Origin of the sequence: Finegoldia dalianensis, from assembly GCF_046255015.1 — a bacterium.
GTDB lineage: Bacteria > Bacillota > Clostridia > Tissierellales > Peptoniphilaceae > Finegoldia > Finegoldia magna.
Genome location: NZ_JBDLBQ010000002.1, coordinates 122,302 through 146,467, shown reverse-complemented (window position 1 = coordinate 146,467; position 24,166 = coordinate 122,302). Strand labels below are relative to the sequence as shown.

Below are 24,166 nucleotides of genomic sequence, written 5' to 3'. Positions count from 1 at the left end.
TTTATGAAGGAGAAAATATGGATAAAATATATATAACTGGTCACAAAAACCCGGATACGGATTCGATCTGTGCGGCGTTGGCTTATCAAGAATTGAAAAAAAGAACTGGAGAAGAGAACGTCGAAGCGATAAGACTTGGCGATGTTAGCAGGGAAACTCAATTCGTGTTGGATTATTTCGGAGTAGAAGCTCCAACTTTCATGGATTCCATGAAGCCACAAATCAAAGACATAAGCTTTGATGCTGCAATGTGCGTATCGCAACATGCAAGTCTGTACAAGGCGATGAATTTGATGCAAGAAAAAAAGGTCGCTAGTTTGCCTGTAATCGACATCGAAGAAAGACTTCTAGGAGTTGTGTCTTTGTCAGACATTACAAAATGCTACATGGATGTGTGGGATGACCAAATCCTTTCTCATTCAAATACTCCTGTTGAAAACATCATCGATGTTTTGAGCGCAAATATTTTGAATATCCCAGCAGAAGACAGAGCATTGTCGGGCAAAATGGTTGTAGGAGCTATGGATCCAAAACAAATGGCAAAGTATTTGGAAGAAAATGACATCGTGATTTTGGGTAATAGAGAAGATTCACAAGTAGATGCGATAGACAAGAATGTGTCCATGATTATACTTACTGGTGGCAACAAATTATCAGATGAATTGATAGAAAAAGCAAAACAAAAAGACATCATTGTAATTTCTACAGAGTTTCAAACATACATGGCAGCACGTCTTCTTCCACAATCTGTGCCTGTAAATTACGTTATGACAAGAGATGATGTAGTTAATTTCACATTGACTGACACTGTTGAAGATGTGAAAAACACAATGTCCAAGACAAGATACAGATCATATCCAGTAGTCGACAATCAAAACAAAGTTGTGGGAAATATTTCCAGATATCACGTTATCAATGAAGAAAAGAAAAAGCTAATCTTGGTGGATCACAACGAAAGAAACCAATCAGTTGATGATATGGAATGCTGCGACATCACAGAAATCATCGACCACCACAGAGTTGCAAATGTCGCTACACAAAACCCAGTTTATTTCAGAAACGAACCTGTTGGATCAACATGTACAATTCTTTCCAAAATGTTCTTGGAAAAAGGAATTGTTCCTACAAGACAAACTGCGGGATTGTTGTGTTCAGCGATAATTTCCGATACATTATTGTTCAGATCACCAACCGCAACTGAAACAGACAGAATGATTTTGGATAGAATGGCAAAAATCGCCAACATCAACCCGGAAGAATTTGCGATGGAAATGTTCAAAGCAGGAACATCATTAGAAGGAAAATCACCAGCAGATTTGTTAAACACTGATGTGAAGACATTCAACATCGAATCATACACTTGTAGAGTAGCACAAATCTTCTCCATGGATTTGGATAATCTTGGCAAAATCAAAGACAGTTTACTTGAAGAAATGAACAAAATTAGAAACGACAAGAAAGAAGCTACATTTGTACTAATTCTTACAGATATCTTCAGAGAAGAAAGCGAAGTTTTGGTTTCTGGAATGTTCCAAGAACAATTAGCAGGAGCCTTCGATACTAAAATCGACAACAATTCATTCTTGGCAAAGGGACTTCTTTCAAGAAAAAAACAAATGATCCCAAAACTTAACCAAGCTGTGTTAAAATATATCCAAGAGAATTAATTTGAAAGGGAGAGATAAATTGAAAATTACAATTTTAGGGGCAGGAGCAATGGGTTGTATGCTTGCAAAAGCAATCGAATCTCCTGGTAACGAAGTCAATTTAGTAGATCCATACGAAGCTCACATGGAAAAAATTAGAAAAGATGGAATCAGAATTATCGACAGAACTGGCGGCGAAAGCACAGTAAAAGTAACATCTGCAAACACATCTTCAGAAAATTTGGAAGTTCAAGATGTCGTTGTAATTCTTGTAAAAGGATACGACACAGAAAAGATTTTGACGGAAAATATGAACATCGTAGGCGACAAAACAGTCGTAATGACACTTCAAAATGGTATCGGCAACGTCGACATTTTGAAAAAATACATCAAAGAAGAAAACATCGCACAAGGAATTATGTTCATCTCTGCATCTATCGAAGAACCAGGAGTTATCAGTGCAGGATACGACAGCGAAAAAACCAACGTAATATTTGGCGCTATCAATGAAAACCACGACGATAAATTGTTCCACGAAATCGAAAAAACATTCAGCATGAACGACATCAAAACAGAATTAAACCCAGATGTAGACAGAATTATGTGGAGAAAATTATACATCAACGCAATCTACAACCTACCTTGTGCAGTAATGCATTTGTCCACAAAATACACTAGAACTGACGAAAACTCCGTAGCAATATTAAAGGCTATCTCAGACGAATTCATAGCTGTTACTGACAAATTGGGCTACAATTTCGACGGCGACAAACTTTTCAGAAAATACGTCACAGATGCATTCGAAGAATACGGAGACATATTGCCATCTGCAGCACAAGATACACAAAAACACAGAAAAACTGAAGCAGAATTCTTAAATGGAGCTATCGTAAGACAAGCGAAAAAACTTGGACTAGAAGCACCAGTTAATGAAACAATCTACAGATTAGCAATGGTTCAAATGAACAACTACGACAATATGTTTAGTTTGTAAAATAAAATACGACAATTATTGCCACCAATAATTTTGGAAATATCCAATTTTATTGGTGGTTTTTGTTTGCTAAAATAAAAAAGCAAATAAAAGAACATTAAATTTATTTAGAAAAAGTATTGCGTTTCTTAAGAAATTTTTTTATAATAAAAAAGCGATACTGATAATCAAAACCATTTGTGAGCTGATGAATAGTTAATAAGTTGGAAAATATTAGTATAAATTTCTTATAGAAAGGAAAAATATGGAGAGAGATAAATTAAAAAAATATTTATCTTTTACTCTTGCTACATTAGTAACAGTTGCGATGGCGTTTTCTATTATTTCTTATAATAAAAAACACAAGATAAATTACGCTATAAACAACAAAACACAAATAGCATCTGGTAGTAATGTAGAGGGATTAAAGGATGGAGAATACGAAGGAAATAGTCAGGGATACGGTGGAGATTTCAAGGTCAAAATTAAAATAAAAAATGGAGAGTTGTCGGCGATTAATGTCGTAACAAACAATGAAACACCTGAATATTACGAAAAAGCATCTGTAATTATTGCGCAGATTTTGGAAAAAGGAAACACCGATGTGGACTCGATTTCAGGAGCGACGATTTCATCTGAAGCGATTAAAAATGCTGTAAATGATGCGCTACATAAAGCTGGTTCAAAAAAAGAAGCACCAAAACTAGCAGAAAAAACACAAAAACATAATACACCAAATGTAGCCACAAAAGGACTAAAAGATGGAGTGTACGAAGCAAGTTCCAATGGTTATGGTGGAAGATTATCGGTAAGGGTCACAGTAAAAAACGGCAAATTGACAAATATTGACGTGATTTCAAATAACGAAACGCCGTCTTATTTTAACAGAGCATCTTCTGTGATCGACAGAATTCTAAGCACAGGAAGTGTGAATGTGGATTCTGTTGCAGGTGCTACAATATCTTCAAACGCAATCAAACAAGCAGTATCCAAAGCGTTGGCACAAGCAGGTTCCAAAGAAAAAGCGAAGATTTCAAAAGTAAATCCAAACGCAAAATCAGGCAAGAAAAGCATCAGAAATCTTGTCGGAAAAATTTCCGTAGGAAGCAAACAAATAAAAGATGGTCAGTATATAGGAGCTGCACAAGGTTTCAACGGGCCAATCAAAGTAAGAGTTACTGTAAAAGAAGGATCCATTGCGAAAATAGAAATATTATCTCATCACGATGATAATCCATATTTCCAAAGAGCTTCTCGTGTGATTTCGAAAATTCTTGGAAAACCTGGGAAATCAGTGGACACAGTATCACAAGCGACATATTCAAGTAGAGGAATTATAAATGCAGTCAACAACGCATTGTCCAAAGCAGGAGTAGCACCAAACATATCCAAAGAAAAATCAAAAAATTCTAAAGAAAAATCTTCAGGAAATAAAAACCAAGAAAAAGAGAATAACAAAAAACCACAAAACAACCCAGAAAATAATTCAAAAACGAATAACAGCAGTAAAATAAATGACGCAAAACTAAAAGACGGTCAATACACAGGAGTTGCACAAGGATTCAGTGGACCAATCACAGTTAGAGTTACAATAGCCAATGGATCAATTACAAATGTGGAAATATTATCTCATAGTGATGATGCACCATATTTTGCAAAAGCAATGTCTGTAGTTTCAAGAATTCTTGGAAAACCTGGAAAAACGGTGGACACAGTATCACAAGCGACATATTCAAGCAGAGGAATTATAAATGCAGTCAACAACGCATTGTCCAAAGCAGGAGTAGCGCCAAACGAATCTAATCAAAAACCAGAAAAAGAAAACAGCGAACAACCAGACAATAAACAACCGGAAAAGGAAAAATCAAATAAAGACAAGCCAGAAACGGACAAGAATGACCCACAAAAAATTGACGACGCTTTGAAAAAATACTACAATGATAATCCATTGAGAGATGGAGAGTATAGTGGATGGGGCATTGGTTACATCAACACAAGGAAAACTAAGACCTACATCAAAGTTGAAAATGGTGAAATATCCGACATCAAAGTAGGTAAAGATTCGGAATACGGAGACGACATGGGGCCATTTAGAAAAAAAGCTGAGAAAGTTTTATCGTTCTTAAAAGGAAAAGAAGGACGATTAAATCTTGCAAAAATGGGATTATACCGCGAGTATTTCGAACAAATTAGAAACAGCAAAGATCCAAAATCAAAAGTAGAAGAATTATTTGGAAAACAATACAGTACACTTTTGAATGGACTTTCTGGAAACAACATTAAAACAGAATCTGATTTGACACTACTTTCAAGAGCCGTAAAAGCATACATGTCAGACAAATACAACTCAAAAGAAATGTTTGACAGTATATCTGGTGCGACTGTGAGCGCAAGTGGAATCGCACAATCGACAAGAGAAGCGACAGCAAAATCGTCAAATGATTACAAGAATAATTCAGATGTCAAAGAAATCAAGATTATATCACCTAAAAACAAAACAATTGAAGTGAACAAAAACGATGCAGCAGATTTTTCTGAAATGAAGATTATTGTTATCAAAAAAGACGGTTCATCCGAAAAAATCGGCTGGACAGATTTTCAAGCCAATGGAATTTCAATTACAGATGATAAGGGCAACGCGATTACGAATGATTTGTCAAAATATTCCGATACAAACGTAATCAAAGCAAAAGTTGTTCACGAAAAATCATTGTCATACGATGAGTTCAGAATTCTAATCGGAAACTACAGCAAGGATTATATCGTAGGATTGGAATACAGCGTTGACGGAATCAAATGGTACAGATTGGAAAATGCATCAAAAGATTTTGAAAATACAAACAACATCGCAGACAGACAAATAATTGATGCACCAACGTCATTTGAATTTTCGAAAGTAAAAATTCGCGCAGTATCGAAAAACAACAAAAGATACGAATATACAACATCAAACGCTGCAATCAACAACACTCAAGCGAACTATCATCTCGTATCGAAAGACAATCCGAACTTGCCAAGCGTAATATTTGTAACATTCAAATTGTCGGGAAATGAATCGGACAAGAAACTTGTCGAAGACAAAGAAAAAGAAAACCCACAAGAAAAAGAACAAGAAACAAAAGAAGAAATCCCTGTAGATCAAAAAGTAATCGACACAAGCTTGATGGATTCTAACGGACAAAAATGGATCGAAGGAAAACCAATCAGACCGGCGACAGTTACAAGTCTTGATAAAGACGCGAAAATAATAGCGAAAATAGATGGATTGCCACAAGGATTATCATTTGACGGAACGACAATAACAGGAACGCCACAAGTAAGCGCAGAAGGTTGGCCAGAAGATGGAAGTGGATTCAAAACAATCACACTAAAATTAAAAGCAGAGAAAAACGGCAAAATATTAGTGAGAACATTGACATATTGGTTGTATCGTGACAAAGACCGTGACGGAATATCAGACGACGATGATGTGGATAAAGGAGAAAAATTCACACCACAAAGAAATGGAGCACAGCCAATAATAGTCAACGGAACAAGACCTACAATAGAAGATTTCAAAAAGAAATTCTCCAACATCCCACAAGATGGATCGGTAGAAGTAATAGTTGAAAAAGAACCTGATTATACAAAAGTAAGTGAACTTCCACAACGAGTTAATCTGATTTTCAAAGTCAAAGGAATAAAAGAAGTTGGAAAAAGCTATGTGATGGTAATAGTGAAAAAACCAGTCGACAAAAAAGCTGAACAAGAAACAAAACAAGAAATCCCTGTTGATCAAAAAGTAATTGACACGAGCTTGATGGATTCCAACGGACAAAAATGGATCGAAGGAAAACCAATCAGACCAGCGACAGTGACAAGCTTGGATAAGGACGCGAAAATAATCGCCAAAATAGACGGATTGCCACAAGGATTATCATTTGACGGGACGACGATAACAGGAACACCACAAGTAAGTGCAGAAGGCTGGCCAGAAGATGGAAGTGGATTCAAAACAATCACACTAAAATTAAAAGCCGAAAAAAACGGAAAAATATTAGTGAGAACATTGACATATTGGTTGTACCGTGACAAAGACCGTGACGGGATATCAGATGATGATGACTTAGACCATGGAGAAAAATTCACACCGCAAAGAAATGGAGCGTCACCAATAATAGTCAACGGAACAAAACCAACCATAGAAGATTTCAAAAAGAAATTCTCCAACATTCCACAAGATGGATCGGTAGAAGTAACGCTTGAAAAAGAACCTGATTATACAAAAGTAGGACAATTTAGAGTTAACATAATATTTAAACTTAGAAAAACACAAGAAATATCAAAATCTTATGTGTTTATCAAAATCGAGAAACCTGTTGTAGAAGAAAAAGACAATGAAAAAGAACCTGTAAAAGATTCTTCAGATAAAAAGTCAGAAAAATCTCAACCCAAAAATGAAAAAAACAACGATAAAACTGATTTGAATATCGACACTAAAACACAAGATGAAAAACAAAAGAATTTGGAAAACTTGAAGGAGGAGATTAGATGACTTTAATAATAGGAATACTTTTCACTATAATATTTTATAGCTTAACAGCCCAATCGATAAAAAAACATCCGGGGGCATATTATTTGGGAATGTATGCGTGGACGGGACTAGTTGTGTGTTATTACAACATGGGTTACTACAGATATTTTCCAACTTGGTTCAACGATTATTTCATGAAAATATTCTCTAGAGGAATATTTGCAACGGCAACATTCATGATAGTAATGTTCTTAGGGACCGTTACAAAACACAATGATTTTTCAAAAAAACTGATGAGCATTCGTGGAGAAATGTCTATCATAGGAAGTTTGTTGGTGATAAGCCACAACATAATATTTGGAATACACTATTTTCCAGTGCTATTCACAAATCCTTCATCCTTGCCACAAAGAGAACTAATCGCATCAATAATAACAATATTTTTATTGTTGATGCTGATTCCACTTTTCGTGACATCATTCAAATCAGTTCGAAGAAAAATGAACGCAAAAAACTGGAAGAAACTTCAAAGAATGGCGTATCCTTTTTTCATTGGAATTTATGTGCATGTAATGGTACTTTATTCAAATGATTGGAAAGCACACCTCTCTGGAGTTATCATATACACGATTATTTTTATGAGTTATGTGATATTGAGACTCAGAAAATCATTTTACAAGAAGAAAAAATCACAAAAACAGAGATAATTTAGTTTGTTTGTATAATAATTATGATATAATGTAACTATCAAATAAGAAAGGAACATATATCATGTCAGAACAAGAAATTTACGAAATTACGAGAAATTATGCTGTAGTCACAGCGATATTTCTAATCCTTAGCGTTTTCGGTATCTACTTATCATTAAAACGCAAAGACGATCATTTGCTAGGAATCGTAACAAGTGTATTTCAAATAGCAATATCATTTGCAATGTTGTGCATGAACTTCACAATAACTTTGCTACACGATGGAATGGGTGCAGATGACACAATGCTTGTGAATTTCTGCTTGTACGGATGGTTATTGGCATTAGTATTGATGGCAGTAAGTGCAATAATAACCATTAGAAATATCTTAAAACAACGCAAAAAACAAACAAAATTGAATTACTAAAACAACGGCCACCAACAATAGTTGGTGGTTTTGCTGTCTATAATCATACAGATTGATTATTACCAGTAAATATTATAAAATAAAATAAAAACAGGAGGGAATATATGAAAAACAAATTCAAATTAATCGTTTGCGTGAGCTTTATGTTGGTATTATTTGCAAGTTGCAACCAAAAACAAGATAAGCCTACAAAAAAAGCCACAGGAGTTGAATCAAAAAACGTAACCACAGAAGAAGACAAACAAAAGAAAATCGAAGAGTACGAACAAAACATCAAAGGCGTCAAGGAAATCAAAGTTGCAGAACTTGATGAAGTGAGTGCCGGAAAAGAAATCACAGTGTATCTTGGAAGAAAAACTTGCCCAGATTGTCAGAAGTTTTCAAAAATATTCAAACCATTCGTATCCAAATATGAAATCTACTACATAGATAGCGTCGCTGGAATCAAGAAATCTCCAGAAGATTTGAAGAAATTCAGAACTGATAACGACCTCAAAACAGTTCCAGCAGTGTTTCGAGTTAAAGACGGAAAAATCACCGATAGAATGAACATCGACGACAAAGTGGGGACTACACCAGAAGAATTACAAAAGTTTTTTGATAAGAAATAAGTCAAAGCCATAACGTTAGTTATGGCTTGTTGTTTTAGTTTCCCAATCATCATCGAGAGGAGGATATTTAAATTTTTGTCTTTCTTTAGGGCTCAGACTCTTATAATCATCTTTTGATTGGAATTCGATAGAATCTAATCTAATTTTACCAGGATTTGGGTAATCGTCGTAGGTATAAACGAGAGTAAAACCCGCAGGATCTTTTATCTGCACTCTGTATACTTGGTTTCCTTTTATATAATCTTTTATCGCTTTTATCTCTTTTATGTTATCTTTTTTTATCCCTTGAACTTCCATGTATTTGTACAACTTTTTGTATCCGTAATGTCTTTGAACAGGGACAGCTATAATCCATTTTATAGCTACAAAGACCACAAGACATATTAGTAGTATTTTGACTATTGAAAACTTTTTCTTTTTCATATATAACGCCCCTCTCTTTGAGATTATTATACTATAAAATACAAAGGAATCGAAGGTATGAAAATATTTTTTTCTATTATTTTATTTATTAAAATTGTTAACTTACCATACTTCTTTTCCTGTAATTTTTCCCCAATCAATATCTTCTTTTGAATATTTGCCATTAAAATCCTCAAACAAATCTTCAATATTTATTTCATCATCAGAAGAATTTTCGATTATTAGTTTATTATCTTTAATTTTTAAATCCAAAATATCATCATCTTTCCAATTTAAAACATCCAAAATCGACCCTGGAATTTGCAACAAATGAGAATCTTCACACCTATATAATTTGGTTTTCATAAATCCCCCTAAACGTTAAGTCATTAATGCATCTAGTATATACCTTTTTTAAAAATTTTTGAATGTCATTTGATATTCCTCCATCAAAAATATAGTATAATTATAATACAAACAAGAAGGAGATATACAGATGCAAAAAACAACAAAAACAAACTTCAGAAAAATATTGAAACTAGTTTTATGGGCAGGTCTGATTATATTTTGTATCAATTTAATTATAAAATATCCTGTACACAGACACATTGGTTTTGACAGGATGTATAAGTACATGGATATGCAGAAAATCCCAAGAAGTGATATCAAAAGTGTGAGGGCTTTCAGATCCACAAAAACGGACGATTATGTTTATTGGGTTGTGTTAAAAGATATGGAAAATTATAGGTTTGAATATGGATATAATTTGAAAAAAGATAACATGTTATTGAACATTAGTAAGAAAGAATATGATGATGTGTACAAGTATATTAGTGACGAGGAAGTTGCTACATTAAAATATAAACCACTTAAAGAAAGCATTTACTATTTCAAAAAATAAAAATGGATTGTAGATTTGACTCTACAATCCATTTTTTATTCCAAAACTATAAGAAGTTGGTCTGTGTCGATGGTGTCATTTTCTTTGATTAGGATTGATTTTACAATTCCTTCTGATTTGGATAGTATGTTGGTTTCCATTTTCATGGCTTCCACTACTACCAATGGGTCGTTGACTGATACTTTGTCGTTTTCTTTGACTAGAACTTTTACGACTCTTCCTGGAATTGATGCTCCGATTTCTTTGTCGTTGTTAGGATCTGCTACTGATAGGTTGTCTTCTTCACGTTCAGTGATTTTCGCAGATTCATCGAACACTTTTACTTCACGTCTGTTTCCGTTGACTTCGTAAGTGAAGTTTCTGTAGCCGTCTTTTTCCAATCTTCCTTTTTCGATAAGTTTGATGATGAGGATTTTGCCTTCTTCTATTGGGACTTCGACTGTTTCTTTTTCGTTTATTCCTTCGAAGAATGTCGGAGTGTCCATGTAAGTGAAGTTGCCTTTTGTTTTTCGGTAGTCGATGTATTCTTCGAATACTTTTGGATAAAGTGCGTGTGATACGATGTCTTTTTCGTCGAATTCCATTTTGTATTTGTCAGATAATTCTTTCTTGTCTTTTTCGAAATCAAATGGGTCGATGTAAAGTCCCGCTCTTTTTGTGATTGGCTTTTCATCTTTTAGGACGATTTTTTGTAATTTTTCGTTGAATCCACCTTCAGGTTGTCCCATCATTCCTTTGAAAAATGATATTACTGAGTCTGGGTAGTCGAGGTTTTTGCCTTTTTCGTAGATGTTTTCAGGAGTGAGCCCATTTGCCACCATGAATATAGCCATGTCTCCGACCATTTTGGATGATGGTGTAACTTTGATGATGTCGCCAAGCATGTCGTTGACTTTTTTGTACATTAATTTTACTTCGTCGAATTTTTCTCCAAGGCCGAACGATTCTACTTGTGGTTTGAGGTTGGAATATTGTCCACCAGGAATTTCGTAGCGATAAATTTCTGTTGTACCACTTTTCAAATCGCTTTCGAATTGTGAGTAGTATGAGCGAACGTCTTTGTAGTAGTTGCTGATTTTGTCACAGTTTGAAAGGCTGATTCCCGTTTGACGTGGCGTGTTTTCAAGAGCTGCGACTACTGAGTTGAGTGCAGGTTGGCTTGTGAGTGAACTCATTGAGTTAAAGCAAGTGTCCACGATGTCAACTCCGGATTCACAAGCGTTGATTATTGTAGCGACTCCGTTTCCTGTGGTGTCGTGTGTGTGCAAATGAATTGGAACAGAGACTTCGTTTTTCAATGCTGAAATTAGCTTCGTTGCGGCGTATGGTTTTAACAATGCGCTCATGTCTTTGATTGCTATAATATTTGCACCGATTGATTCTAGTTCCTTTGCTTTTTTGACATAATAGTCTAGTGAATATTTGTCTCTTGTTTCGTCCAAAATGTCACCTGTGTAGCAAAGTGTTGCTTCCAAGATTTTTCCTTGTTCAAGTACGCTGTCACACGCAAGTCTCATTCCGTCGATGTAGTTTAGAGAATCGAATACTCTGAACACGTCGATTCCGTTTTCTGCGGCTTTTTGTACGAATTTTACCACGACATTATCTGGATAATTTTTGTATCCTACGGTGTTGTTTCCACGAAGTAACATTTGGAATAAAATGTTCGGGATTCTTTTGCGAAGTTCTTGTAGTCTAATCCAAGGATCTTCCTTCAAAAATCTGTAGCTTACATCAAATGTTGCGCCACCCCACATTTCCAAACTGAACAAGTCCTTCATTAATTCATTGGTAGCTTCTGCGATAGGAAGCATATCTCTTGTTCTCATTCGTGTCGCCATCAATGATTGGTGCGCATCTCTTAGGGTTGTGTCTGTGATTAGAAGTTTATCTTGGTTCAAAATCCAATCGCTAAGTCCCTTGGCACCTTTTTCTTCGAAAATATCCTTAGTTCCTGTAGAATTTGTCTTGGTAAATTCTGGAATTTGTGGAATGTTGTAATCTTTTTTGTCGTTATTAATGGAGCGTTCACTGATGAAGTTCAACACCTTTAATTCCTTATCAGTTGATGGTTTGATGTCGAAAAGTTCAGGGTTTTTGGAGATAAATCCCGTATCACAAGTTCCCTTGTGGAATTCTTCTGTGTTTAGAACATTGATGATGAAGCCGATATTTGTCTTCACACCGCTGATTTTCGTTTCTCTTAAAGCACGGATTGCTTTGTTGATTGTGTCGTTGAATGTTCTGGAGAAGGCAGTGATTTTAACCAAAAGCGAATCGTAATATGGCGTGATTACTGAGCCTGTGAATCCATTTCCACCGTCAAGTCTCACTCCAAATCCGGAACTTGTACGATACAAATCAATCTTACCAGTATCAGGCATGAAATTATTCGCAGGATCTTCTGTCGTGATACGGCATTGAATTGCGTAACCGTTGCAGTGAACATCGTCTTGTGAATAAATTCCTATCTCATCTGAATCAAAACTTTTGCCGTCTGCTATCAGAATTTGAGTTTGAACGATATCTATTCCAGTGATAAGTTCACTAACTGTGTGTTCTACTTGAACTCTTGGGTTTACTTCGATAAAATAGTGGTTTTCGTCTTCGTCAACCAAAAACTCCACAGTACCGGCATTTGTGTAGCCAACTTCCTTGCAGATTTTGATGGCATCGTTGTGAAGTTCGTCCTTCGTTTTGTCTGAAATCGAAAATGCAGGAGCAAATTCCACAACCTTTTGGTGACGTCTTTGAATGGAACAATCTCTCTCGTATAAATGAAGAATATTTCCGTGATTGTCGGCTATGATTTGCACCTCAATGTGTTTTGGATTGCGGATGTATTTTTCGATAAACATATCGTCTGATCCGAAAGCTTTCTTGGATTCGTTTTGTGCGCTGACGAAAGAACTCATCAAATCAGATTCCTTTTCTACAATTCTCATTCCACGTCCGCCACCACCAGCACATGCTTTTACCATAACTGGATAGCCGATTTGGTTTGCGATTTCTAATGCTTCATTTTTATTTCTGATAGGAGTTTCCACGCCCTCGATAGTTTGTACGCCAGCTTTTTTGGCAACTAACTTCGATTGGACCTTGTCACCTAAACTATGTAGAACTGATTCGTCAGGACCCACGAAAATTATTCCGTTTTCCTTGCAACGTCTCGCAAATTCTGCATTTTCACTCAAAAACCCATATCCAGGATGAATCGCATCGCAGTGTTTGGATTTTGCAATCGCAATGATTTTTTCGATATCTAAATAGCTCGACAAAGGAGATGCCGCATCCTTTATCAAATACGATTCGTCAGCCTTCGTTCTGAAAAGGGAAGTCTTGTCCTCTTCGCTATAAATCGCAACGCTTCTTATTCCAAGCTCACTACAAGCTCTGAAAATTCTTATAGCAATCTCGCCACGGTTTGCCACTAGAAGTTTTTTTATTTTATCCATATTACACCTCTTTAAATTTGGATATATTCAATATTATTTCGGTCTAACAATTCAATCGCATACTCATCCACACGATAAGCTTCGTGATAATAAATCTTGCTAATTCCTGCTTGAATCAAAGATTTCGTGCAGTTCAAACAAGGAAAATGAGTCACATAACAAATACAACCCTTCACAGCAATTCCTTCTTTCGCACAATACAACAAAGCATTCATCTCCGCGTGAATCGTAGCAATACAATGTCCGTCACGCAAAGTGTGACCAACCTCGTCGCAGTGAGGATTGCCACTAATAGCACCATTATAACCTGTCGATACAATCCTGTTGTCAGAATTCACCAACACACAACCAACAAACGCCCTGTCACAAGTGCTACGTGTCGCAACATTCAATGCCAAATCCATAAAATATTCATTCCAAGATTTTCTCATATTGACCTCTCATCATCATTAAAAAATTTCTTTACCTTTAATATTATCATAAAAGCAAAAAAATCAAAACTGAAACATCATTTGAATAAATAGACAGTAAAAGTAATAAATGGTATATTCAATACAAGTATTATTTTAATAAACGTTTAATTAAAATAAGAACAATAAATAAAATTCTTCTATTATTCAGATTATTGAAAGGGAAAAAATGAAAAATAATATAATATTAAAACATTCAACAAAATATATAAAGACAATTCTAATCGGACTTATATTTCTTATAATTTCACCACTTTTAACAATGCTAATTCCAATATTAAAAATGAAAATTATTGATGAGTATATAGCTATCAAAAATTATAAAGCAATAATAAATACTATATTGCTCATCATTTCATTGCATACGGTAAGTCATATATTTGAATGGATACATAATAAAATTTTCTATACAACAAACTGTAAGATAGTAAGAGATGTTAGGGGAGATATATTTTATCATATATTTTTTTCAAAGTTGAGTGACACAAAAGAATATGAAGTGGGAGATTTAATTACTAGAACAGAAGATGATATTAAGAATATGTCTGTGTTTTTAATAGACGTTATTGTAAATGCACTTAGAAACATAATTGTGACAATTATATCTCTAGCGATGCTAGTTTATATATCATTGAGAATATCATTAGTAATCTTTTCGTTTGTAATAATTTATTTTTTATTTACGAATTTCTTTAAGAAAAAGATACATGAACTTTCTAAAATTTACATCAAGACATTATCGGATTCCAGAAACACATTGATATCTTTAATGAATAGGATAGTTTCGATAAAAATAAATTCATACGAAAAATATAGTTATAAAATTTATGATAAATCTATTGTAGATAAAAGAGATTCAAATATTAAGCTGGGCGTAATGAGAAATACTGGTAAAATTACTATAAATTATCTACTATATTTGATGCCATTTATAGTCTTATTAATGGGAAGCTTAATGACGGTGGATAAATTATTTACAATAGGTTCAATAATTGCATATTTAGATTACTTAACAAAGATGATAACTTCATTGGAAGAATTAAATGAGCTTAACTTTAATTTTGCAGCAGCAAAGATTTCATCTGAAAGAATTAATGAAGTTATTAATTTAAAAACTTTTAGTGAAAAAGATGAATTGTCAACAGAAATAAATATGAGAGATATTTCTGTAAGTTTTAATGACAATATTATTTTGAATGATATAGAATTTAAAATAAAAGATTGTGACAAAGTATCTATTATTGGTAAGTCTGGGTCGGGGAAATCAACATTGGTTGATATTATTATAGGAAATCAAACTGCAGATAATGGAGACATAAATTTTGGACAATTAAAATATTATAATGGTGCCTATATTCCTCCTGAACCATATATTTTCCAAGGCGACTTAGAAGATAATATAGTTTTAGATTCTGATTTTAATGCAAAGAAATATCATAAAGTGCTTGATATTTGCCTTATAGATCCACATGAAGCGCCATATAATGGTAGTCTAAATAATCTTTCTTATGGAGAAAAGCAAAGAGTAGAATTAGCAAGAGCACTGTATAAGGGAAAGAGAACTCTTATAATTGACGAAGGAATTTCAAATATAGATTTGAATGATTTAAATTTAATCATTGATAATTTGCTTAATTTAGAAAACTTATCATTAATATATATATCACATAATCAAGAAATTGCGCGTAAATTTCCTTTACAAGCAAAATTAAAAGATAAAAAATTGGTATTTGAGAAGTAAAAAGCCACACAATGTGGCTTAGAGAAATAAAAATATTTAAAAAATTATGCGTTGATTTTCTTTTCAAGAGCTGAGGTCAAAACTTCAGAATAATTGATATTTTGGCGATCACAAAGTCTAACCAACCATTCAGGGACTGTAACATTTTTTCTGATGGTTTTGTTGTTTTTGATAAATGGTGTGGGATCAACTTGAATCATTGACGTAAATCCGTCTTCGACTTTTATTTTCGTAATATCACTTGGTTTAGGAAGTGGAATATCTTCATCAATAAAAGTAGCCAACACGCTTTCTAACATTTGATGAGCATTCACCATTGCTTCTTCGATATTATCTCCTTCAGTTCCACCGCCAAACTCTGGAAATTCCACCCAATAAGAGTCTTCTTCTTTATGAAAAATAGCAGGATATGATTTTAACATCGTCTAACCTCCTTATGCTTTAATGATACGCATAATGCGCATAAAAGTCCAGCATTTTATTAGAATAATATAGGATATAATAAAAATAGAAGGAGTTGAGGTAATGAAAATCACAACTGCAAAAAATTTCAGGGATAATTTATCCGAAATGATTGATGAATTAATAAAATCAAATGAACAGCTAAAAGTTACTACAGAAATTGGAAATGTGGTCGTGCTTAGTGAGTCAGATTACAATGCGATAATGGAAACTTTAAGAATATATTCAAATTCACAAGAAAAAGAAAAAATAATAGAAGGATTACATACAAAAATAGATGATTGTGTACTTGAGGATGAAATTAATTGGAATAATTTCTAATCTTTCACCAAAAAAGCCACAACAAAATGATGGGATCGTAAGCTGTAGGCTTGACTAAGTAAAAGATTTATACTACAATTATGTTACGATGTAACACAATAAAAGGAGTGATTTTATGGCTACTATAACGATTAGATTGAGCGAATCGGATAAGGAACTTTTCACAAATGTTTCAAAAGAAAAAAACAAAACTTTATCCGACTGGGCAAGAGAATCATTATTGGAAAAAATCGAACAAGAGTATGATGAAAAAATAATTAATGAGTATCTTCTAAACAAAGACCAAATGAAATTTTACAGTAATGATGAGGTAAAAAAAGAGCTGGGTATATGAGGGTTATTTATTCAGAAAAATCACTAAAATCCTTGAAAAAACTCGATAAGCCTATTCAAAAAATGATTATTCATTATATGGAGAAAGTAGGTCAATTAGAAGAGCCACGTGCAAGAGGTAAGGCGTTGTCAGCCAATTTGAGAGGATTTTGGCGATACAGAGTGTCGAACTACAGAATTATTTGCGAGATTGATGACGATAAATTAATAATCTGCGTTGTAGAAGTCGATCATAGGAAAAATATATATAAATGTTGAAAAAAGTTATTTGTAGTACGAGCTTTAATTCTACAAATAACTTTTTTATTTGCAAAAATTAAAGAATCATATTCCCTACACACCAAAAAAAGCCACACAATGTGGCTTTTATTACTCATTTATGAACAAGTTAGGTGCTGTATAATATTTTCTGGCGCCACTTACGACGTTATCTTTTCCGATTCGTGTGTAAGGGGCTACGAAGTGTTTGTTGTAGATGAACAGTCCCACAACTTGTGTGAATTTGTTGAGTACAGGAGATTTTTCTTCGAATTCCAAGAACTCGCACTTATTCATATCGTAATATTCTTGGAAGACGTAGCCTGTGCGGATAAATTCTGGAAGTTTTTCTTGCAATTCTTCTTCTCTCATTTCACTTCCTACGTATATTCCAAGTGATGCGTAGCCGTCAATTGGTTTGAAGATGTATTTATCTTTGTTCATTATGATTTCGTAAGCATCACGTTCTTCGATTTTTTTCGTGAATGGAACGTGTTCGTCGATGAATTTCTTTTCTTCATTATTCAACAAAGCTTGTGTTTGTTCGTCTCTGAAGATTTCAAAAATAAGCTTGGAGTGCATCAATTGTGATCTGAATGATCCCACCATGAAGAATGCATTGTCCATGTAAGCGTCTAAGAATGGTTTGATTTGATCTTTTATTTTCAACAATTCCAATGTTACAATTCTTCTGTAAACCAAATCTATTACGTAATCCCCGTGGCACAATTTGCCGTTTTTGTATTCCAAATCTCTGATGTCGATGATTTCGCAGTTGAATCCATTTTCTTCGTATACTCTTTTGAATTCGTCAAATTCGTTCGGAGTTCCCACTTCCAAATTATCCACGATTGCAATGTTTGGTTTCTTATCGGATACGTATTTTTTGTACATATCAGCTGTTTCCCAAACCCATGGAGTGAACATATCGACATTTTCAACGTCGTGTTTCTCCATGAATTTTTGCATAGCTTTTGTTTGAAGAAGAAGTTGTCCTAGTGTGTTGTCTTCGTTCATCGCAGATGATCCGTCTGTGTTAAGTTCGCAAAGCATGTAGTTTACTCCATCGTAGAACACGTCATAGCGACAGATTGGAACGGGCACATCGTATCCTGGATCGTGAAGTACAAGTTCTTCAATTGCTGGATCCAATTGGAATATTTTACGATATTCGGGATTTTCCACAAATTCTTTGGTGATTTTGTCAGTCATGCTCATCAAAATATTTGAAATATATACAAAATCTGAGCGGTTCTTTTTGTTGTAGAAAAGTCCTTGGTAGGTCATAGGGATTGGTTCTCCGTGATAAATCGCCTTAGAAACTTTTGTTTTGGCGATAAAATCCACGAAATCCCTATAATACATATCCTCGTCTTCACGTACTATTTTATATAATTCTAATGAATATTCGTCATTAAACATCTAAATCCTCCAATTTAATTTCGTTTGCAACTACAGCTTCACGAAGTCCTTTTTCCTTGTAAATTTTCTCAAACTGATCCCTAGGATTCATTCCTTTTTCCAACATTTCTTCTAGTGGAATAAGATAGCCGATTTCATTTGCAGGAAGTCCTGCCTTTGCCATGTCCACAAGCATTTTGCAAAATTCTAACATGTTTACATTCATAAATGATGCGTTTAGTCCTTTTTCACGTGCATCTAGTTTTGCTTTCATGCAAGATTCATATGTCATATTTTTGAATAGCTCAGATAATTTGTCCAAGTTAGTATCGTCGTAGAACAATCCTTTGATTAGCGCAACTGCTGAGAAATTAAGTGGATATTTGATTTCGTCCATCATTCTGATTTCGATGTATCGTTTTGCCCTTACATCTGGAAATACTATGGATAATGCGTGGAAAATCATATCAGTATCCCTAACGTCTTCAAATACTTCCTTGAAAGTTTTTCCTCCAACATAGTATTGTTCGTTGTTTTCGTCAATTGAGAAAATCAACGGCGTGTTCAAAATATTTTCGGCGTATTTTTTGTAGCTCAAATCATCGTCGAAACTAAAAGGATACATGCCGGATCTGTCAGTGTCTGTGTTTTCCCAAATAATTTCTCTCATGTTACGACTTTTTGCAGGATTTCCTTCGAAAATGTATGCGTTGTCGAATAAAGTGTAGAATACTGGAGACAAACAGTTTGCAATTTTGTATTTCTTAACGAAATCTTCTTCGGATGAATAGTCGATGCTGCATTGTAAAGAACAAGTGCCCTTCATCATATTGTGAGCCATGTCTCCTCTTTCGTTAAAATACTTGTACATAAAATCGTATCTTTTTTTAGGCAAGATTTTAATCTCATCGATTTTAGTCACAGGATGATATCCCAAAGTCACCATAGCTTGGTTTTTCTTGTCGAAAACATTCACCAATTTTCTCATGTTTTTTAAGTAAATGTCTTTTAATTCATCTATGTTCCACTTAGATGACAAAGCAACTTCGAATTGGCTTCCAGGTTCTGTCGACACTGCCAAATCATCATTTTCAAGTCCAAGAATGTATTCTCCTTCCTTATAAGCGACACATCCTCCTTCGTGAAGTTCTCTGAGAGTTTCGCCGACTCCGTCTTCACCGAAATACGACACAGTCTTCAAAGTATCTTTGTCTATGATGAAATGTTCCATCTCCATTCCGACAGTGAATTCTTCCTTTAATTTTTCTCCGCTTTTAATGTAGTTAATTACAGCTTTAAGCTGTTTTTCGTAATCCATTTTTACTCCTTTTTAATGTTTGCTACAGTAATATCACAAATTTTTATCAAATCTTCGGGAGCGATTTTGATTTGCGCTCCGATTTTGCCGCCAGACACGTAGATATATTCTTTATTTTCACAACTTTCGTCTATAAAAGTCTTAAATTTTGTTTTCATTCCGATAGGAGAGCAACCGCCTCTTATGTAGCCCGTAGTTTTCAACAAATCCTTTACGTGAATCATTTCAAGCTTTTTCACTCCGGCTATTTTCGCACACTTTTTCAGGTCAAGCTCGTCTTTTACAGCAACAACGAACACGAAATTTTCGTTCGTGTTGGAAACTGTAACAAGTGTTTTGAACACGTAAGCTTCATCCTCATTTAATTTGTTAGCGACATTTTCTCCGCTTACATCGTCTCCTACAGAGTATTCTATATATTTATACCCAATTTTTTCTTTGTCGAGCATTCTCATTGCGTTAGTTTTTTTCATAAAAACATCCTTTCATTATTAATATTATACTACAAGTGAAAATTTTGTGGATTTATAAAATATTTGATACATTTACTTGCGTAAAATGTCTGTTTATGGGTAAATATATACGAGGAGGATTTTTAATGGAACAAAGTTTAAACATTAGATATATATACCACAGTTCATTTTCTTTGGAGTTTGAAGACAAGATTATTATTTTCGATTATTTTCAAGGAACTTTGCCAAAAAATGTGAACGATAAGAAGGTGATTTTCGTGGTGACTCATTCACACGCAGATCACTACAACGAGAGTATTTTCGATTATGAAAATGCCAGTGATATTACATACATTGTCAGTGAAGATGTATACGAAGAAGTTTTCGATTACGATACGAAAGATAATGTTGTATTTTTGGGAGAAGATAATATCGAAGATTTGAAGAAGCATTTCGGTAAAAAAGTTATTAAACTTGAAGTTGGTGAATCTTGTTCTGTGTACGGTGCAGATTTTACAGCGCTTGGTTCTACTGATATGGGAATTAGCGTGTATTTTGAAGCAAATCATTTGAAATTTTTCTTCGCTGGAGATTTGAATAATTGGGTGTGGGAAGAAGACACCGAAGAAGAAAAAGAAAAGATGCAAAAGGATTTCTCCAAGGAAATCGAAAAGATAGGGCATGTTGACATAGGATTTTTCCCAGTTGATCCTAGATTAAAGGAAAGATACGATTTGGGTGTGAATGAATTTGTCGACAAATGCAATCCGAAAGTTTTGTTCCCAATGCATTTTACAAAAGATCCAACAATCGTGGACACATTCATCGAAACACACGATTACGAGGGCTGCAAGATTGTGAATATGAAAAAGGAACACGATACTTTTCAAGTTATAATAAAATAATTGATTTAATATAATATTTTTGGTAAAATTAATATACAAGAGGGAGTAGCTTAAAAATATTGTGTCGTCATTACGGTTAAAACCCGGCACAAAGCCACTTTGGTTAGCAAGACTTTTGCCAGAAATGGTGAAAGTTTTTTTTATTATGAAATTAACAGGAGGTAAGAGATTGGATTGGTACAAGGAATCTAATGAGAGTGTTATCAAAAGTTTGGATACTGATCAAAATAACGGTCTATCCGACAGTAAGGTAACGAGTTTGTTAGAAAAATACGGCAAGAACGTATTAAAAGAAAAGAAGAAAAAGTCCATGGCAGCCAAATTAAAGGATCAATTTTTGGATCCAATGATAATTATTTTGCTATTGGCATCTATTTTATCGATGGCTATTGGAGAAATTACAGATAGTATTATTATCATCGCTATCGTTATTGTGAATGCGGTGCTTTCGATTTATCAAGAAGGTAAGGCGGAACAAGCAATAGAAGCTTTGCAAAAAATGGCAAGTCCTAAAGCCAAGGTTATAAGAAACGGCAAGATTATGGAAGTGGATTCACAAAATTTGGTTCCAGGAGATATCGTTGAATTGGAAACTGGAGATATTATCCCTGCCGATTTGAAATTATTGGAATCTACTAACTTGAAAATCGACGAATCATCGTTGACTGGTGAATCTGTTGCTGTTGAAAAGAATGCTAAGGATGAGATTACTACGGATGCAGGAATTGGCGACAGAACAAACATGGCGTATAGTTCTTCTATCGTAAGTTACGGTAGAGCTAAGGGTGTCGTTGTAGAAACTGCACAAAACACAGAAATCGGTAAAATCGCAACGAGTTTATCACAGGTTGAAGACGAAGAAACTCCTCTTCAAAGAAAATTGGCACAATTGTCTAAGCAATTGGGTATCGTAACTGTTGTTGTATGCGCAATTGTGTTTGCAGTTGGATATTTCTTGTATGATTTTGATGCATTGAATATGCTTATGACTGCGGTATCACTTGCCGTTGCGGCGATTCCAGAAGGACTTCCAGCTATAGTTACAATCGTGCTTAGTTTGGGAATGGGAAGAATGGCAGAGAAAAACGCCATCGTCAAGAAACTTTTGGCAGTTGAAACATTGGGAACAACAACTGTAATTTGCTCCGACAAGACTGGTACATTGACTCAAAACGAAATGACTGTGAAGAAAATCTACGTCGATGGAACAGATGTCGATGTCACAGGAACAGGCTACAAACCTGTTGGAGATTATTTGATTGAAGACCGCAAAATGCAAGAAGATGACATCAAATCTCTTAACACTTTGCTTCACATAATGAGTCTTACAAATGATTCAAAACTAATCGAAGAAGACGGAACTTACAAAATCGTGGGAGACCCTACAGAAGGAGCGCTTCACACAGCAGCAGGAAAACAAGACATCACAAAAGATGAATCCAATCAAAACTATCCTAGAATAGAAGAAATTCCATTCGATTCAGATAGAAAAATGATGACTACATTCCACGACAAATTCTTAACTGACAAAGTTGTATCCTTCACAAAAGGTGCACCAGATATAATTATCGAAAAATGTAGCAAGATTTTAATCGACAACGAAATCAAACCACTAACAGAAGAATTAAAACAAAAACTGTTGAATAAAAACAGCGAATACGCTAAACAAGCACTTCGTGTATTAGCTTATGCACTTCGTGAACACGAAGAATTACCAAATGAAATTACATCTGAAAACATCGAAAAAGACATGGTATTTGTAGGATTATCTGGAATGATAGATCCACCAAGACTAGAAGTAAAAGATGCAATCAAAGAATGTAAAACTGCGGGAATCACACCAGTTATGATTACTGGAGATTACTTGGAAACAGCAGTTGCAATCGCAAAAGATTTGGGAATTTGTACGGACGATTCACAAGCAATCATGGGAGCTGAACTTAACAATATGTCAGACGAACAAATCCGTGAAATCGTCAAAGAAAAGAGAGTTTATGCGAGAGTTTCTCCACAAAACAAAGTACAAATTGTTAAAGCATTAAAAGAAAACGGACACATCGCAGCCATGACAGGTGACGGAGTCAACGATGCACCTGCAATCAAAAAAGCAGACATCGGAATTGCGATGGGAATCACTGGAACAGACGTTGCGAAGAACACATCAGAAGTTATCCTTACAGACGACAACTTTGCAACCATTGTAAACGCAGTAGAAGAAGGAAGAATAATTTACTCCAACATCAAAAAATTCGTATCATTCCTACTAAGCTGTAACATCGCAGAAATTCTTATCGTATTCTTGGCGATAATGTTCAAATGGGACACACCATTTATCCCAATTCAATTATTATGGTTAAACTTAGTGACAGACTCATTCCCAGCAATGGCGCTTGGAGTTGAAAAAGGAGAAGCTGACATCATGAACAGAGCTCCTCGTTCACCAAAAGAACCAATCATCGACAAGAACATGAGACTAAGCATCATCGTTCAATCATTGGCAATCACAGTTGCAACATTGTTTGCTTATAACTATGGATTGAACCACTTCGATGGTCATATTGAATCTGCAAGAACAGTTGCGTTTGCAACATTGATAATATCAGAAGTACTAAGAAGTTATTCAGTAAGAAGTGAACACAAATCAGTATTCCAAATAGGATTTTTCTCAAACAAAGCATTAGTAATGGGAACATCACTTTCGTTATTATTGATGATTGCGGTAATCTACATTCCTGGAGTAAATGATGTATTCGAAACAATACCACTTCACCTTGAACACTACAAAGTAATCTTGCCATGCGCATTATTGCCATTCGCAGCAGGAGAAATATTAAAAGCAATAAAAAGCAAAAAATAATAGACAACAATAAAGGCGTATCGTGGGATAC

21 protein-coding genes are annotated in these 24,166 nt (G+C 34.7%); 13 read left to right on the top strand and 8 right to left on the bottom strand.

Going from position 1 to position 24,166, the window contains the following annotated elements:
- Window positions 1-17: 17 nt before the first annotated feature.
- The 6 genes from ABDJ34_RS03160 to ABDJ34_RS03135 all read left to right on the top strand — a co-directional run bounded on the left by ABDJ34_RS03160 (window position 18) and on the right by ABDJ34_RS03135 (window position 8,859).
- Window positions 18-1,667 (top strand): putative manganese-dependent inorganic diphosphatase, encoded by a 1,650-nt coding sequence (locus tag ABDJ34_RS03160; RefSeq protein ID WP_412701338.1) that lies wholly within the window; start codon window positions 18-20, stop codon window positions 1,665-1,667.
- Window positions 1,668-1,686: 19 nt separating this feature from the next.
- A complete protein-coding gene (locus tag ABDJ34_RS03155) occupies window positions 1,687-2,640 on the top strand; it encodes a ketopantoate reductase family protein (RefSeq protein WP_353316678.1) in 954 nt (317 codons plus the stop codon).
- Between the two features lie 244 nt (window positions 2,641-2,884).
- A complete protein-coding gene (locus ABDJ34_RS03150; protein ID WP_412701337.1) occupies window positions 2,885-7,153 on the top strand; it encodes an FMN-binding protein in 4,269 nt (1,422 codons plus the stop codon).
- Window positions 7,150-7,839, top strand: coding sequence for a hypothetical protein (locus ABDJ34_RS03145; RefSeq protein ID WP_412701336.1), 690 nt, complete (start codon window positions 7,150-7,152; stop codon window positions 7,837-7,839). The genes ABDJ34_RS03150 and ABDJ34_RS03145 overlap by 4 nt, the downstream gene beginning before the upstream one ends.
- A gap of 64 nt (window positions 7,840-7,903) precedes the next feature.
- Window positions 7,904-8,248, top strand: a complete 345-nt coding sequence (locus ABDJ34_RS03140) for a hypothetical protein (protein ID WP_094225224.1) — start codon at window positions 7,904-7,906, stop codon at window positions 8,246-8,248.
- Window positions 8,249-8,352: 104 nt separating this feature from the next.
- Window positions 8,353-8,859 (top strand): thioredoxin domain-containing protein, encoded by a 507-nt coding sequence (locus ABDJ34_RS03135; protein WP_412701335.1) that lies wholly within the window; start codon window positions 8,353-8,355, stop codon window positions 8,857-8,859.
- A 15-nt stretch (window positions 8,860-8,874) separates the two neighbouring features.
- On the opposite strand, the gene ABDJ34_RS03130 is transcribed toward ABDJ34_RS03135, so the two are convergent.
- Window positions 8,875-9,282, bottom strand: a complete 408-nt coding sequence (locus ABDJ34_RS03130) for a DUF3139 domain-containing protein (RefSeq protein ID WP_412701334.1) — start codon at window positions 9,280-9,282, stop codon at window positions 8,875-8,877.
- A 102-nt stretch (window positions 9,283-9,384) separates the two neighbouring features.
- On the bottom strand, window positions 9,385-9,627 hold the full coding sequence (locus tag ABDJ34_RS03125) for an AbrB/MazE/SpoVT family DNA-binding domain-containing protein (RefSeq protein ID WP_412701333.1): 243 nt from the start codon (window positions 9,625-9,627) through the stop codon (window positions 9,385-9,387).
- Window positions 9,628-9,757: 130 nt separating this feature from the next.
- Between ABDJ34_RS03125 and ABDJ34_RS03120 the strand changes: the two genes are divergently transcribed.
- Window positions 9,758-10,162, top strand: coding sequence for a DUF3139 domain-containing protein (locus ABDJ34_RS03120; protein WP_412701332.1), 405 nt, complete (start codon window positions 9,758-9,760; stop codon window positions 10,160-10,162).
- 35 nt (window positions 10,163-10,197) lie between these two features.
- Here the strand turns inward: ABDJ34_RS03120 and ABDJ34_RS03115 are convergent, their stop codons facing one another.
- Complete coding sequence (locus ABDJ34_RS03115) at window positions 10,198-13,617, bottom strand: pyruvate carboxylase (protein WP_412701331.1); 3,420 nt, start codon at window positions 13,615-13,617, stop codon at window positions 10,198-10,200.
- Window positions 13,618-13,628: 11 nt separating this feature from the next.
- Complete coding sequence (locus ABDJ34_RS03110; protein ID WP_094206434.1) at window positions 13,629-14,048, bottom strand: deoxycytidylate deaminase; 420 nt, start codon at window positions 14,046-14,048, stop codon at window positions 13,629-13,631.
- A 208-nt stretch (window positions 14,049-14,256) separates the two neighbouring features.
- Here ABDJ34_RS03110 and ABDJ34_RS03105 point away from each other — a divergent pair, with 208 nt between their 5' ends.
- Entirely contained in the window at window positions 14,257-15,828 is a 1,572-nt protein-coding gene (locus ABDJ34_RS03105; protein WP_412701330.1) for an ABC transporter transmembrane domain-containing protein, read from the top strand.
- Between the two features lie 44 nt (window positions 15,829-15,872).
- On the opposite strand, the gene ABDJ34_RS03100 is transcribed toward ABDJ34_RS03105, so the two are convergent.
- Window positions 15,873-16,250: a type II toxin-antitoxin system HicB family antitoxin gene (locus ABDJ34_RS03100; RefSeq protein ID WP_412701329.1), complete on the bottom strand. Its 378-nt coding sequence runs from the start codon at window positions 16,248-16,250 to the stop codon at window positions 15,873-15,875.
- A 103-nt stretch (window positions 16,251-16,353) separates the two neighbouring features.
- On the opposite strand from ABDJ34_RS03100, the gene ABDJ34_RS03095 reads away from it, so the two are divergent.
- The 3 genes from ABDJ34_RS03095 (at window position 16,354) to ABDJ34_RS03085 (ending at window position 17,202) form a co-directional block, all read left to right on the top strand.
- Window positions 16,354-16,611, top strand: a complete 258-nt coding sequence (locus ABDJ34_RS03095; RefSeq protein ID WP_412701328.1) for a type II toxin-antitoxin system Phd/YefM family antitoxin — start codon at window positions 16,354-16,356, stop codon at window positions 16,609-16,611.
- 115 nt (window positions 16,612-16,726) lie between these two features.
- Window positions 16,727-16,945: a type II toxin-antitoxin system RelB family antitoxin gene (gene relB / locus ABDJ34_RS03090; RefSeq protein WP_002838701.1), complete on the top strand. Its 219-nt coding sequence runs from the start codon at window positions 16,727-16,729 to the stop codon at window positions 16,943-16,945.
- Window positions 16,942-17,202 carry a type II toxin-antitoxin system RelE family toxin gene (locus tag ABDJ34_RS03085; protein ID WP_002838725.1) on the top strand — a complete coding sequence of 87 codons (261 nt, stop codon included), beginning with the start codon at window positions 16,942-16,944 and terminating at the stop codon, window positions 17,200-17,202. Before relB ends, ABDJ34_RS03085 begins: the two co-directional genes overlap by 4 nt.
- Window positions 17,203-17,313: 111 nt before the next feature.
- On the opposite strand, the gene ABDJ34_RS03080 is transcribed toward ABDJ34_RS03085, so the two are convergent.
- Genes ABDJ34_RS03080 through ybaK form a run of 3 tightly spaced genes read right to left on the bottom strand, consistent with a single transcriptional unit; the run spans window position 17,314 to window position 20,394 of the window.
- Entirely contained in the window at window positions 17,314-18,624 is a 1,311-nt protein-coding gene (locus tag ABDJ34_RS03080; RefSeq protein ID WP_412701327.1) for a glutathionylspermidine synthase, read from the bottom strand.
- The gene (locus ABDJ34_RS03075) at window positions 18,617-19,921 is read right to left on the bottom strand and encodes a glutamate--cysteine ligase (protein WP_412701326.1); all 1,305 of its coding nucleotides are present in this window, start codon (window positions 19,919-19,921) and stop codon (window positions 18,617-18,619) included. Before ABDJ34_RS03075 ends, ABDJ34_RS03080 begins: the two co-directional genes overlap by 8 nt.
- 2 nt (window positions 19,922-19,923) lie before the next feature.
- On the bottom strand, window positions 19,924-20,394 hold the full coding sequence (ybaK, locus tag ABDJ34_RS03070) for a Cys-tRNA(Pro) deacylase (RefSeq protein ID WP_412701325.1): 471 nt from the start codon (window positions 20,392-20,394) through the stop codon (window positions 19,924-19,926).
- Between the two features lie 125 nt (window positions 20,395-20,519).
- Between ybaK and ABDJ34_RS03065 the strand changes: the two genes are divergently transcribed.
- Window positions 20,520-21,278 carry an MBL fold metallo-hydrolase gene (locus ABDJ34_RS03065; RefSeq protein ID WP_412701324.1) on the top strand — a complete coding sequence of 253 codons (759 nt, stop codon included), beginning with the start codon at window positions 20,520-20,522 and terminating at the stop codon, window positions 21,276-21,278.
- A gap of 169 nt (window positions 21,279-21,447) precedes the next feature.
- Window positions 21,448-24,135, top strand: coding sequence for a calcium-translocating P-type ATPase, SERCA-type (locus ABDJ34_RS03060; RefSeq protein WP_412701426.1), 2,688 nt, complete (start codon window positions 21,448-21,450; stop codon window positions 24,133-24,135).
- The last annotated feature ends 31 nt before the right edge of the window (window positions 24,136-24,166 follow it).

Excerpts from the sequence above, each read along its gene's own strand:
- ABDJ34_RS03075 (WP_412701326.1), bottom strand. The coding sequence starts at position 19,921 with ATGGATTACGAAAAACAGCTTAAAGCTGTAATTAACTACATTAAAAGC.
- ABDJ34_RS03100 (WP_412701329.1), bottom strand. The coding sequence starts at position 16,250 with ATGTTAAAATCATATCCTGCTATTTTTCATAAAGAAGAAGACTCTTAT.
- ABDJ34_RS03130 (WP_412701334.1), bottom strand. The coding sequence starts at position 9,282 with ATGAAAAAGAAAAAGTTTTCAATAGTCAAAATACTACTAATATGTCTT.
- ABDJ34_RS03065 (WP_412701324.1), top strand. The coding sequence starts at position 20,520 with ATGGAACAAAGTTTAAACATTAGATATATATACCACAGTTCATTTTCT.
- ABDJ34_RS03135 (WP_412701335.1), top strand. The coding sequence starts at position 8,353 with ATGAAAAACAAATTCAAATTAATCGTTTGCGTGAGCTTTATGTTGGTA.
- ABDJ34_RS03160 (WP_412701338.1), top strand. The coding sequence starts at position 18 with ATGGATAAAATATATATAACTGGTCACAAAAACCCGGATACGGATTCG.
- ABDJ34_RS03105 (WP_412701330.1), top strand. The coding sequence starts at position 14,257 with ATGAAAAATAATATAATATTAAAACATTCAACAAAATATATAAAGACA.
- ABDJ34_RS03095 (WP_412701328.1), top strand. The coding sequence starts at position 16,354 with ATGAAAATCACAACTGCAAAAAATTTCAGGGATAATTTATCCGAAATG.
- ABDJ34_RS03125 (WP_412701333.1), bottom strand. The coding sequence starts at position 9,627 with ATGAAAACCAAATTATATAGGTGTGAAGATTCTCATTTGTTGCAAATT.
- ybaK (WP_412701325.1), bottom strand. The coding sequence starts at position 20,394 with ATGAAAAAAACTAACGCAATGAGAATGCTCGACAAAGAAAAAATTGGG.
- ABDJ34_RS03140 (WP_094225224.1), top strand. The coding sequence starts at position 7,904 with ATGTCAGAACAAGAAATTTACGAAATTACGAGAAATTATGCTGTAGTC.
- ABDJ34_RS03150 (WP_412701337.1), top strand. The coding sequence starts at position 2,885 with ATGGAGAGAGATAAATTAAAAAAATATTTATCTTTTACTCTTGCTACA.
- ABDJ34_RS03110 (WP_094206434.1), bottom strand. The coding sequence starts at position 14,048 with ATGAGAAAATCTTGGAATGAATATTTTATGGATTTGGCATTGAATGTT.
- ABDJ34_RS03115 (WP_412701331.1), bottom strand. The coding sequence starts at position 13,617 with ATGGATAAAATAAAAAAACTTCTAGTGGCAAACCGTGGCGAGATTGCT.
- ABDJ34_RS03145 (WP_412701336.1), top strand. The coding sequence starts at position 7,150 with ATGACTTTAATAATAGGAATACTTTTCACTATAATATTTTATAGCTTA.
- ABDJ34_RS03085 (WP_002838725.1), top strand. The coding sequence starts at position 16,942 with ATGAGGGTTATTTATTCAGAAAAATCACTAAAATCCTTGAAAAAACTC.
- relB (WP_002838701.1), top strand. The coding sequence starts at position 16,727 with ATGGCTACTATAACGATTAGATTGAGCGAATCGGATAAGGAACTTTTC.
- ABDJ34_RS03120 (WP_412701332.1), top strand. The coding sequence starts at position 9,758 with ATGCAAAAAACAACAAAAACAAACTTCAGAAAAATATTGAAACTAGTT.
- ABDJ34_RS03080 (WP_412701327.1), bottom strand. The coding sequence starts at position 18,624 with ATGTTTAATGACGAATATTCATTAGAATTATATAAAATAGTACGTGAA.